Genomic DNA, 10,925 nt, shown 5'->3' with positions numbered 1-10,925 from the left:
TCGACGCATGCTGCGATGCCTGGAACCGCGCCACCAAAGATCAAGCCCGCATCCGGTCCCTCTGCAACTATCCCTACATCAAAGCGGTCAGTTCATGAGCTGGTCGGTATGAGGGCGTGGGGCATTCACAGTGGGGGTGAGTGATGCGCGGCGGGCGCGCGGGGAGGTGGCCAACCATGCGCGGAGCGGTGGTAGCGACGCCGAGGCATGGGTCCTCGGGTCAAGCCCGAGGATGACGACCTTGTTGAAGGTCCGCAGATAGTCGCCGTTGTCTGTGGCAACGACGTCGACAGGCGGCCGACAGACGCCAACAATGACGGAAAGCCGCAACGTCAAGCACGCGCGTCATCCTCGGGCTTGACCCGAGGACCCATGCCAAGCCGCTGAAACCGCCGATCAGGTCGACATCTGGCTCTCGGCATCTGAACCACCCGCCCGCTTGACTGATAGGCATCAGCCATCGACGATTCGGTCATGGCTGGCACCGTCTACATCATGGCGTCGCAGAAGAACGGAACGCTCTATATCGGCGTCACGTCGGACCTCTCGCGCCGCGTGCACGAGCACAAGAGTGGCCTGAGCAAGGGCTTCGTGACGACCTACCGCGTTACCCGGCTGGTCTGGTACGAGGAACATGTCGACATCGGCAGCGCCATCCAGCGGGAGAAATCCCTGAAGCGCTGGCCCCGGCAATGGAAGATCGCGCTGATCGAGGCGGTGAACCCGGACTGGAACGAACTGTATCGCGGCATGGGCTGGTGAGGGTTGCGCGCATGATTGTCACCGGTGCGGCCAACCATGCGCGGAGCGGCGGTATCGGCGTCGAGGCATGGGTCCTCGGGTCAAGCCCGAGGATGACGCGCGTCTTTGACGTTCCGGCTTTCCACCATCCTTGGCGCCCGCCGAAGCGCGTACAGAGCGCGTCGCCTCAAACGTCGGCGATTGGCTGTAGCCTCCTGATCAAGTGCGTCATCCTCGGGCTTGACCCGAGGACCCATGCCAGATCGTTGCCGCCGCCGCATGCATTTCCATCTGACCATCTGCGTCGCCGATCGGTATCATCCCGCAACGCGGCCTTGCCTTGCCGAAATCGGGCGCACGCGGTAGGGGATCGGCCCCAGGAGAGGGCGCGTTTCGGCGCCCGCCGAACCTTTGGAACGCAGCGCATACATGGCCGACAAGAAGAAGAAACCGTCGAGGGTCCAGGCTCGGGTGCCGCGCGGCTTCGTCGATCGCGACGCGAGCGACCTGCGCGCCCAGGACGCCATGCTGGCCACGATCCGCCGGGTCTACGAGACCTATGGCTTCGAGCCGGTGGAGACGCCGGTGTTCGAATATACCGACGCGCTGGGCAAGTTCCTGCCCGATGCCGACCGGCCGAATGCGGGCGTGTTCTCGCTGCAGGACGACGACGAGGCGTGGATGTCGCTCCGCTACGACCTGACGGCGCCGCTCGCCCGCTATGTGGCCGAGAATTACGAGAACCTGCCCAAGCCCTATCGCAGCTACCGGGCCGGCTATGTCTTCCGCAACGAGAAGCCGGGGCCGGGCCGCTTCCGCCAGTTCATGCAGTTCGACGCCGACATCGTCGGTGCGCCGAACGTCTCGGCCGACGCCGAGATGGCGATGATGATGGCCGACACGATGGAGGCGCTGGGCATTCCGCGCGGCCAGTACGTGATCAGGGTCAACAACCGGAAGGTGCTGGATGCAGTGCTGGAGGCAGTTGAACTCGCCGGCGAGGAGAATTCCGGCAAACGGCTTACTGTGCTCCGGGCGCTCGACAAGCTCGACAAATTCGGTGTCGAAGGGGTCATCGCGCTTTTGAGCGGAAAAGGCCGGCGCGACGAGTCCGGTGACCACACGCCCGGTGCGGGTCTGGACGACCGTCAGATAACCACGCTTCTGAACATCCTGGGTTGGGGTGAGACAGGTTCCGGCGTGACAAGTTCCGTGCCGGGAGGGGACGGGCTGACTCTCGCAAATCTTCGGGGTGAATTGGAACGGGCGGCTGTCTCGACAGTAGGCGCCGATGAGTTGCGCGATATTTATCTGATGATTGAAGCCGCCGGTTATGGCGATGGGCGAGTGAAGATCGACCCCTCCGTCGTCCGCGGGCTCGAATACTACACAGGCCCGGTCTTCGAGGCTGAACTGCTGTTCGACGTTACCAACGAGAAGGGTCAGAAGGTGCAGTTCGGCTCGGTCGGCGGCGGCGGGCGCTATGACGGGCTGGTGTCGCGCTTCATGAGCCAGCAGGTGCCGGCGACGGGCTTTTCCATCGGCGTCTCGCGCCTGATGACGGCGCTGAAGAATCTCGGCCGTCTCGACGCGTCCGAGCGCACCGGGCCGGTGGTGGTCACGGTAATGGACCGCGACCGCATGGCCGACTACCAGGCCATGGCGACGAAGCTGCGCGCGGCGCTGAACACCGACGAGGACGGCAACCCGACAGCGGTTCCGGTGGCGGTCGAGGTCTTCCAGGGCAATCCGAAGCAGTTCGGCAAGCAACTGCAATATGCCGACCGCCGCAACGCCCCGGTCGTGGTCATCCAGGGCGGCGACGAGAAGGCCGCCGGCAAGGTGCAGGTCAAGGATCTGGCACTGGGCAAGGAACTGTCGGCCGAGATCACCGACAATGCCGAATGGCGCGAGGCGCGGGCCGGGCAGGAGCTGGTCGACGAGGCCGACATGGTCGCGGCCGTGCGCGCCGTTCTCGCGCGCCAGTCGGGCCCGGCCGGCGCCGGTGGCGGGGCCTGAGGCGGTGAGCGCCGAGGCGATCGCCGGCGCCGGGGCGCCCTTCGAGGCCGCGCTGGGCGCCCTCTTTGCCGCGCGCGGTGCGGCAAGGGTCGACGTGCCGATCATCCAGCCGGCCGACCCCTATCTCGACACGGCTGGCGAAGCGCTACGTCGGCGTATCTTCCTGACCCGCGGCGAGGCCGGCGAGACCCTATGCCTGCGCCCGGACTTCACCATCCCCGTCTGCCGCGACCATGTCGCCCATGGCGCCGCGCTGCCGCGGCGCTACAGCTATGTCGGGCTGGTCTTCCGCCAGCGGCCCTCGGGGCCGGGCGAATTTTATCAGGCCGGCATCGAGGATCTGGGCGAGGAAAACGCCGCGACCGCCGATGCACGGGCGCTGGCCGACGCGCTGGCGAGCCTTGAGACCTGCGGCCTCGACGCGGGCGACCTCGACCTTGTCCTCGGCGACCAGGGCCTGTTCGAGGCGTTCCTGCGGGCGCTCGGCCTGCCGGAAGGCTGGCAGCGGCGGCTGGTGCGCACCTTCGGCCATGACGACCTTCTGGAAGCGGCGCTGGCCGCGCTGGCCAAGGGCGGCAGCGGCGCACTTGACACGCTGGATCCCGAATTCGCCGAACTCGCCCGCCTCCGCGAACAGGGCGCGCTGACCTTCAAGATCCGCGAGCGGATGGAGGAGGCGGGCCTGCCGCCCCATTCCGGCCGTTCGCCGGGCGAGGTCGCGGAGCGGCTGATCGAGAAGGTGGCGGTCGCCGAGGCACGGCTGGGCGAGGCCTCGCTGCAGCTTCTGCGCCAGTTCCTGGCGATCGATGCGCCGCTGTCGGAGGCCGGCACGGCGATCGGCGATCTCACCGGGGCGGCCGGGCTGGATCTCGGTCGGGCGCTGACCTTCTTCGAGACGCGCAACCTGGCGCTGCGGGCCGCCGGGGTCGATCTCAACACGGTGCGCTACCGCGCCGCCTTCGGGCGGCCCATCGACTATTACACCGGGCTGGTCTTCGAAGCCCGCCGCAAGGGCTCGGACGAGCCGCTGGCCGGCGGCGGACGCTATGACCGGCTGCTGACCATCCTGGGCGCGGCGCGGGCGGTGCCGGCCGTCGGCTTCTCGCTGTGGCTCGACCGCATTGCCGGCCAGGCGGGAGACGCGTCATGACGATCACCCTGGCGATCCCGTCCAAGGGCCGGCTGAAGGACAAGGCCGTGGCGGCGCTGGCCGGCGCCGGCATCCATGTCGCCTCGGCCGAGGATTCGCGCAGCTACCGCACCAGCGTCACCGGCGCACCCGGGCTGGAAGTGCTGCTCCTGTCGGCCTCGGAGATCGCCCGCGAACTGCGCGACGGAGCGATCGATTTCGGCATCACCGGCGAAGACCTGATCCGCGAGACCATCGCCGAGCCCGAACGCGTGGTGGAGACCGTGGCGCGCCTCGGCTTCGGCCACGCCGACGTCGTCGTGGCAGTGCCCGATGCCTGGGTCGACGTCGAGACGATGGAAGACCTCAACGACGTGGCCGGCGGCTACCGCGCCCGCCATGGCCGGCGCCTGCGGGTGGCGACGAAATACTGGCGGCTGACCCAGAGCTTCTTCACCCGGCGCAACGGCATCCAGAGCTACCGGATCGTCGAAAGCCTGGGGGCGACGGAGGGAACGCCGGCGGCGGGATCGGCAGATGTCATCGTCGACATCACCTCCACCGGCTCGACCCTGACGGCCAACCACCTGAAGATCCTGACGGACGGGGTGATCCTGCGGTCCGAGGCGTGCCTCGTGCGCTCGCTGGTCGATCGCGAGCGCCAGGACATTGCGGAGGTGGAAGACCTGACCGCCCGATTTTCAACCATCGAAGGGCTAGAAGTTACCCTGCGTCATCCTCACTCAATCCAGGGTGAAACGGCAGCAAACGGGCAAATCTAAACGGGGCGATGGCCGCCCGTTGCCTGAAGAGACTCGACATAAAGGTCGAGAAGGTACTTTCTATCCGGGCCGTTGCGTCTGATGCTCGTCTCCTCGCGAGCAATCCGCTCAATCAACAGCCAGGCAACGTATTCCTTGGTGCCTTCCTTGGAGTGCATGCTTGCAAGTTCTGTCATGGTCCCCCATCCACATCCCGGATATTGTGATTCACAAGCGCTGTTAACCCTTGCGCAACCCTATATTCAAAAAATTCTGGCAAGGCAACGAACTTTACGAAGAGGAATCCGACGGGCTCGGCCCGCGCATACACTCGTGGCACGGATGTTATGAACGGCTATCGTAGCGGCAGGACGACGCGCAGGCCGACTGCTCCGGCGGGGCTTCCGGCCGGAGCGACTGGGGCCTGTCAGGCGTAGCGGCTCTCGCGCTTCGGCTTGTCGACGGCCAGCGTGCCGGCACCGGCGCCGGCCAGAGCGAGGAAGCCGCCGGCCAGTGCGATATTCTTCAACAGGGCGGTCTGGTCGTCGATATGGGCGAGCAGGCCCGTCGCGACACAAAAGGCGGCCAGCGCGATGGCGACGGCCCGGGTCTGGAAGCCGATCAGGACCGCAATGCCGGCCAGCAGCTCGAACGCGCCGACGACATAGGCCATCGGCAGCGGGGCGGGCACGCCGAGGCTGGTCAGATAGCCGGCAAAGCCGGCTGCGCCGGCCAGCTTGCCGAAGCCCGAGACGATGAAGATGATCGACAGGAGAACCCTGCCGGCGAGGACGAGACTGGCATTCATGGGTATCGCTCCTTGAGTGACGAGGTCGAAGGCTTCGATGAACCGCCATCGCCTCGTCGGTTGAACCGGATCACAGGTAAACCGGCTTCATCGCGCTTGCATCCCCCTCGCAATCGACGAATTGTCAACCGAACGCGATACGATCGCTGGACCACGGGCGACGATCGGCGCTCGGGGGCCAGTTGTCGCCGGTCTCGCGCGGTGTCTCAGCCCGGCGCGATCATGGTGCGCGGGTCGACGATGCGGTCGTAATCGGCCTCGGAGACCAGGCCGCTCGCCACCGCTTCCTCGCGCAGGGTCGTGCCGTTCTGATGGGCGGTCTTGGCGATCTTGGCGGCGGCATCGTAGCCGATGGTCGGCGCCAGGGCGGTGACCAGCATGAGCGACTGTTCCATCAGGCTGCGGATGCGGTCCTCGTTGGCCTCGATGCCGTCGACGCAATGCTCGGCGAAACTGACCATGGAATCGGCCAGGAGCCGGATCGAGGACAGAACGGCGTTGGCGATCACCGGCTTGAAGACGTTCAGCTCGAAATGTCCCTGGGACGCCGCGACGGTCACGGTGGTGTCGTGGCCGAAGATCTCGGTGGCGACCATCGTGATCGCCTCGGCCTGGGTCGGGTTCACCTTGCCCGGCATGATCGATGAGCCGGGCTCGTTGGCCGGCAGGTTGAGTTCGCCCAGGCCGGAGCGCGGGCCTGAGCCGAGGAAGCGGATGTCGTTGGCGATCTTCATCAGGTCGGCGGCCAGCGCGTTGAGCGCGCCGTGGAAGAAGGTCAGCGCACCGTGCGAGGCCAGCGCCTCGAACTTGTTGGTCGCGGTGCGGAATTCCTCGCCGGTCAGGCGCGCGACTTCCGCGGCGATCGCCGTGTCGAAGCCCTCGGGCGCGTTGAGGCCGGTGCCGACGGCAGTGCCGCCCTGAGCCAGCGCCAGCACACCGTCGAGAGCGTCGCCGATGCGCTTCTTCGACAGTTCCAGCGCGGCCGCATAGCCGGAAAATTCCTGGCCGAGGGTCACCGGCGTGGCGTCCTGGGTATGGGTGCGCCCGATCTTGATGATCGACGCATATTGCCGGGCCTTGGCGTCCAGCGAGGCGTGCAGCCTGTCGAGCGCCGGCAGGAGCAGGCGCCTGGTCTCGAGCACCGTCGCCACATGCATGGCGGTCGGGAAGACGTCGTTGGACGACTGGCTCATGTTCACGTGGTCGTTGGGATGGACCGGCTTCTTGGTGCCCATGGTACCGCCGAGCATCTCGATCGCCCGGTTAGAGATGACCTCGTTGACGTTCATGTTCGTCTGTGTGCCGGAGCCCGTCTGCCAGACCACGAGGGGGAAGTGATCATCCAGCTTGCCGGCGACGATCTCGTCGGCCGCGCTCTCGATGGCGTCGGCGACCTGCCCGTCGAGTCGGCCCATCGAGGTGTTCACCCGTGCTGCGGCCTTCTTGACGAGGGCGAGGGCGTGGATGAGCGGCAGTGGCTGGCGGTCGCCGCCGATGCGGAAATTGTTGCGCGACCGTTCGGTCTGGGCGCCCCAGTAGCGGTCGGCCTCGACTTCGATGGCGCCGATGGAATCGGTTTCGGTTCGGGTGCTCATCATGTGCCCTTCGCAGCTCGTGTATGTTTCGGGCATGGCTTACCGGGCGCGCCGCCGGATCGAAAGGGGCGGTGCCGGGTAAAATCGGTTCAGGCGCGGTGTCCGCGCACAAACGAAACAGGCGGGCCCCGAGGGACCCGCCTGCCGGATGTCGTCATGTGTGGGCGACGATTACCCGGCCGGGCAATGGGCGCCGGTCGCGGCCCAGGCTTCGTAGAGCGCGCCGAACTGTTCCTGGGTGCCGGGGACCTTGTCGCGGCCCTGACCCGGATTCCAGCCCCAGCCGACGAGGTCGTCGGACGCCATGTGCTCGACCAGTTCGGCCAGCGTCTTGCCGCCATTGCGGTCCTGGTCCTTGATCTGGACGCAGATCTCGGCGAGCGAACGGCTCTCCCAGGCCATCTCGATGGGCGCGACGTGCCAGTTCGGATTGCCGGGGATCGAGCCGACGCCCTCGGCCTGCGCCACGACGGCGACATTCTCCGGGCCGTGGCAGGTGTTGCACACCATGCCGGGCGCGCCGAAGTTTGAGTCGCCGCGCACGACCGGCGGCTGGTGCTTGCGCATATCCATGCCCTGCAGCGGCGAATTGCCGGCCGGGTGGCAGTTCACGCAGCGCGGATGCAGCAGCACCTTGCCGGTTTCCTGGAAGATCGCGATCGACCGCTCGGTCTCGTCGGCAATGCCGTCGAAGGCCGAGACCGGCTTCAGGGTGCGGTTGGCGTCCGGCTGTGGCGCGATGGCGGGCGTCGAGGGTTCGGGCGCCGCGGGCGCGCGTTCCTGTCCGAAGGCGACCGCCGGCCCCATGACCAGGCCAGCGGCGAGCGCGATGCCGGCAAGGAGGCCGGCCAGAGGTGTCTTTGGCGTCACGAATGCTGTCCTGTTCACGAGACGAAATTGCCGACGATCGGCAGGCGGCGGACCGGCTGGCCGGTCAGGCGACGCCAGGCATTGGCGACGGCAGGGCCGATGGGCGGAACGCCCGGCTCTCCGACGCCCGTCGGCGGCTCGCTGGAGGGGATGATGGAAACCTCGACCTCCGGCATCTCGTTGATGCGCAGCGAGCGATAATCGTGGAAGTTGGACTGGACCACCCGGCCGCCGTCCCCCAGCGTGATCTGGTCGAACAGCACGGCGCCGAGGCCGTAGCCGATGCCGCCCTCCATCTGCGCCCGAATGATGTTGGGATTGACCGCGACGCCGCAATCGACCGCGCACCAGACCTTGTGGACCCGCGGTGTGCCGTCGTCGCCGATCGAGACCTCGGCGATCTCCGCGACATAGGTGTTGAAGCTCTTGTGGACGGCGACGCCGCGCTGGCGCCCGTCCGGTGCCGGCGAGCCCCAGTCGGCCATCTCGGCGACCTTCTTCAGGACGCCTGCGTGACGCGGATGGTCGCCGAGCAGCGCCAGCCGGCCCTCGACGGGATCCTTTCCGGCCTTCTCGAGCAACTCGTCCACGAAGGTCTCGACGGCAAAGCCCGTATGGGTATGGCCGACCGACCGCCACCACAGGATGGGGACAGGCAGCTGGGTCTGATGGGCGAAGACCCGACGATTGGGGATCGCATAGGGCAGGTCCGAGGCGCCCTCGACGGTGGTCTCGTCGAGCTCGGTCTTGTTCATGATCGACTGGCCGGCGATCTGGTGATCCCAGGCAACGATGTTGCCGTCGGCATCGATGGCGCCCTTGATCGCGTGGACATAGATCGGACGATAGAAGCCGCCCCTGATGTCGTCCTCGCGGGTCCACATGTGCTTGATCGGACGGGTCATGCCGGATGCCTTGAAGGCCGCCGCGGCCTCGCGCATGTAGGGCGAGCCGAACTGGGCCCTGCGACCGAAGCTGCCGCCGGCCAGCTGCATGTTTACCCGCACCATCGACGGATCGACGCCGCAGACCTCGGCGATCGCGGCCTTGTCCTGGCCCGGAAACTGCGAGCCGTTGTAGCAGTCGATCGAACCGTCCTCGGCCTGCATCAGCACCGCGTCGAGCGGCTCCATCGGCGCATGGGCGAGGAAGGGGAAGACGAGGTCGGAATGCATCGTGGTGATGCCGTCGGCCGAGGATGCACGCTCCACGTCACCGACATTGGCCGCTTCCAGCCCCTCGCCGGAGAACAGCGCACGATAATCCGCGTAGATCTCCTCGCTGGACCGGGATTCGGCGGTGGTCAGGTCCCAGACGATCTTCAGGGCGTCCCGCGCCTTCAGGGCGGCATAGGTGTTTTCCGCAAAGACGGCGACGCCCTGGGGGATCTGCTTGATGTCCACGACGTCCGCGACCTTGCGGGCCTCGGTGTCGTCGAAGCTCTGCACCGTGGCGCCGAAATGGGCCGGGCGCGCCACCATGGCGATCAGCATGTCGTCGGCGAGGACGTCGAGGGTGAAGACAGCCTTGCCGTTGGTCTTTTCCGGCGTGTCGAGCTTCGGCCGGTCGGTGCCGATCAGGACGAAGTCCTTGGGGTCCTTCAGGACCGGATCCGACGGGGCGTCCATGGTCGCGGCCTTGTCGGCGAGCTCGCCGAAGCCCGATTCCCGGTTCGATGCATCATGGCGGATGCGGCCCTTGGAGACCGTGATCTCCTCTGCCGGCACGTCCCATTCCTCGGCCGCGGCGGCCACCAACATGGCGCGCGCGGTGGCGCCGGCCTTGCGCATCTGCTCGTAGGAATTGGCAATGGCGGTCGAGCCGCCGGTGCCCTGCAGGCCGAAGGCGAGGTTCTTGTAGATTTCGTCGTCGGCGGGCGCCGCGGCGACGCGCATCTGGCTCCAGTCGGCGTCGAGTTCCTCGGCGACCAGCGTGGTCAGCCCGGTATAGGGCCCCTGGCCAAACTCGATGTGCTTCGACAGCACCGTGACGGAGCCGTCCGGCGCGATCCGCACGAAGGCGTTGAGATCGCTGACCGGGCCCTCGGCGCCGGCCGGCGCACCCTGGAGCAGGGCGGCGGCGGCCTTCGAGCGCGAGGCCAGCGCCACGCCGATGACGAGGCCGGTGCCGAGCAGGAAGCTGCGGCGGGTGGGATTGATGGTCTGGATACCCATGGATCAGCCCTCCAGCGTGTCGGAGGCGTCGTGGATCGCCTGGCGAATGCGTTGATAGGTCGCACAGCGGCAGATGTTGCCGGCCATGGCGTTGTCGATGTCCTCGTCGCTCGGCGTCGGGTTGAACTGCAGGAGCGAGACCGCCGACATGATCTGGCCGGACTGGCAGTAGCCGCATTGCGGCACGTCGATTGCCGTCCATGCCGCCTGCACGGCTTCTGCCTCGCGGCCTTCGACGCCCTCGATGGTGGTGACGCTGGAGCCGTCCACGGTGGAGATCGGCGTGATGCAGGAGCGACGGGTCATGCCGTCGAGATGCACGGTGCAGGCGCCGCACTGGGCAATGCCACAGCCATATTTGGTGCCGGTCAGCCGTTCGGCGTCACGGATCACCCACAGAAGGGGCGTGTCGGGGTCGCCGTCGAATGTCTTCTCTTCGCCGTTGAGCGTGAAACTGATCAAGGGAGCCTCCTTACGGGCGGCGGGTTAGGCAGGTGCCGCCGAGCGGCTCCTCATGATTTGGATTGGTTCCAAAATAACCACTTGCGGCGAAACGGCAACCGCATTCACGGTGGCCACCGTGTCTTCGTAAGGCGTACGAAGTGTTGCGATTGTTGCAAGGCACACCGTGCGTCTCTGGTGGCCTGCGTGCCGTGCGTCGCTATCGCTGATGCTCAGCGCACATGAAAAAGGCCGCCCCAACGGGACGGCCTTCCAGGGCTCCGAATGCATATTTCATGCCGTCGGATCGAGGAGTTTTGCGAGGTAGTCGGGAGACCAGCCGGCGAGTTTTCGCCGCGATTTGAGGGACTTTTTGTCGGTGGCACT

The 10,925-nt window shown here is 66.7% G+C and carries 10 protein-coding genes; 4 read left to right on the top strand and 6 right to left on the bottom strand.

The window, feature by feature from the left end; all coding sequences use genetic code 11:
- Nucleotides 1-474 precede the first annotated feature (474 nt).
- The 4 genes from VQ042_RS23030 (at nucleotide 475) to hisG (ending at nucleotide 4,671) form a co-directional block, all read left to right on the top strand.
- Nucleotides 475-762, top strand: coding sequence for a GIY-YIG nuclease family protein (locus VQ042_RS23030; RefSeq protein ID WP_331822627.1), 288 nt, complete (start codon nucleotides 475-477; stop codon nucleotides 760-762).
- Between the two features lie 408 nt (nucleotides 763-1,170).
- The gene (gene hisS / locus VQ042_RS23025) at nucleotides 1,171-2,760 is read left to right on the top strand and encodes a histidine--tRNA ligase (protein WP_331822626.1); all 1,590 of its coding nucleotides are present in this window, start codon (nucleotides 1,171-1,173) and stop codon (nucleotides 2,758-2,760) included.
- Nucleotides 2,747-3,910: an ATP phosphoribosyltransferase regulatory subunit gene (locus tag VQ042_RS23020; RefSeq protein WP_442880188.1), complete on the top strand. Its 1,164-nt coding sequence runs from the start codon at nucleotides 2,747-2,749 to the stop codon at nucleotides 3,908-3,910. The genes hisS and VQ042_RS23020 overlap by 14 nt, the downstream gene beginning before the upstream one ends.
- Complete coding sequence (gene hisG, locus VQ042_RS23015; RefSeq protein WP_331822625.1) at nucleotides 3,907-4,671, top strand: ATP phosphoribosyltransferase; 765 nt, start codon at nucleotides 3,907-3,909, stop codon at nucleotides 4,669-4,671. Before VQ042_RS23020 ends, hisG begins: the two co-directional genes overlap by 4 nt.
- Here hisG and VQ042_RS23010 read toward each other — a convergent pair.
- From VQ042_RS23010 to VQ042_RS22985, 6 genes are all read right to left on the bottom strand, one after another.
- Entirely contained in the window at nucleotides 4,668-4,847 is a 180-nt protein-coding gene (locus VQ042_RS23010; RefSeq protein ID WP_331822624.1) for a hypothetical protein, read from the bottom strand. The two genes, hisG and VQ042_RS23010, sit on opposite strands and share 4 nt — an antisense overlap.
- A gap of 230 nt (nucleotides 4,848-5,077) precedes the next feature.
- Nucleotides 5,078-5,458, bottom strand: a complete 381-nt coding sequence (locus VQ042_RS23005; protein ID WP_331822623.1) for a DoxX family protein — start codon at nucleotides 5,456-5,458, stop codon at nucleotides 5,078-5,080.
- A 206-nt stretch (nucleotides 5,459-5,664) separates the two neighbouring features.
- Nucleotides 5,665-7,056, bottom strand: coding sequence for a class II fumarate hydratase (gene fumC, locus VQ042_RS23000; protein WP_331822622.1), 1,392 nt, complete (start codon nucleotides 7,054-7,056; stop codon nucleotides 5,665-5,667).
- Nucleotides 7,057-7,224: 168 nt separating this feature from the next.
- Nucleotides 7,225-7,860 carry an Isoquinoline 1-oxidoreductase subunit gene (locus tag VQ042_RS22995; protein WP_442880190.1) on the bottom strand — a complete coding sequence of 212 codons (636 nt, stop codon included), beginning with the start codon at nucleotides 7,858-7,860 and terminating at the stop codon, nucleotides 7,225-7,227.
- A 77-nt stretch (nucleotides 7,861-7,937) separates the two neighbouring features.
- Nucleotides 7,938-10,097 (bottom strand): xanthine dehydrogenase family protein molybdopterin-binding subunit, encoded by a 2,160-nt coding sequence (locus VQ042_RS22990; protein ID WP_331822620.1) that lies wholly within the window; start codon nucleotides 10,095-10,097, stop codon nucleotides 7,938-7,940.
- A gap of 3 nt (nucleotides 10,098-10,100) precedes the next feature.
- Nucleotides 10,101-10,559, bottom strand: a complete 459-nt coding sequence (locus tag VQ042_RS22985) for a (2Fe-2S)-binding protein (RefSeq protein ID WP_331822619.1) — start codon at nucleotides 10,557-10,559, stop codon at nucleotides 10,101-10,103.
- Nucleotides 10,560-10,925: the final 366 nt, after the last annotated feature.

This window comes from Aurantimonas sp. A2-1-M11 (assembly GCF_036549475.1).
Taxonomy (GTDB): Bacteria; Pseudomonadota; Alphaproteobacteria; order Rhizobiales; family Rhizobiaceae; genus Aurantimonas.
Note: the sequence above shows the minus strand (reverse complement) of the source record. Positions and strands in the feature narration are given on the sequence as shown.

Excerpts from the sequence above, each read along its gene's own strand:
- hisG (WP_331822625.1), top strand. The coding sequence starts at position 3,907 with ATGACGATCACCCTGGCGATCCCGTCCAAGGGCCGGCTGAAGGACAAG.
- VQ042_RS22995 (WP_442880190.1), bottom strand. The coding sequence starts at position 7,860 with ATGGGGCCGGCGGTCGCCTTCGGACAGGAACGCGCGCCCGCGGCGCCC.
- fumC (WP_331822622.1), bottom strand. The coding sequence starts at position 7,056 with ATGATGAGCACCCGAACCGAAACCGATTCCATCGGCGCCATCGAAGTC.
- VQ042_RS23030 (WP_331822627.1), top strand. The coding sequence starts at position 475 with ATGGCTGGCACCGTCTACATCATGGCGTCGCAGAAGAACGGAACGCTC.
- VQ042_RS23005 (WP_331822623.1), bottom strand. The coding sequence starts at position 5,458 with ATGAATGCCAGTCTCGTCCTCGCCGGCAGGGTTCTCCTGTCGATCATC.
- VQ042_RS22990 (WP_331822620.1), bottom strand. The coding sequence starts at position 10,097 with ATGGGTATCCAGACCATCAATCCCACCCGCCGCAGCTTCCTGCTCGGC.
- VQ042_RS23010 (WP_331822624.1), bottom strand. The coding sequence starts at position 4,847 with ATGACAGAACTTGCAAGCATGCACTCCAAGGAAGGCACCAAGGAATAC.
- hisS (WP_331822626.1), top strand. The coding sequence starts at position 1,171 with ATGGCCGACAAGAAGAAGAAACCGTCGAGGGTCCAGGCTCGGGTGCCG.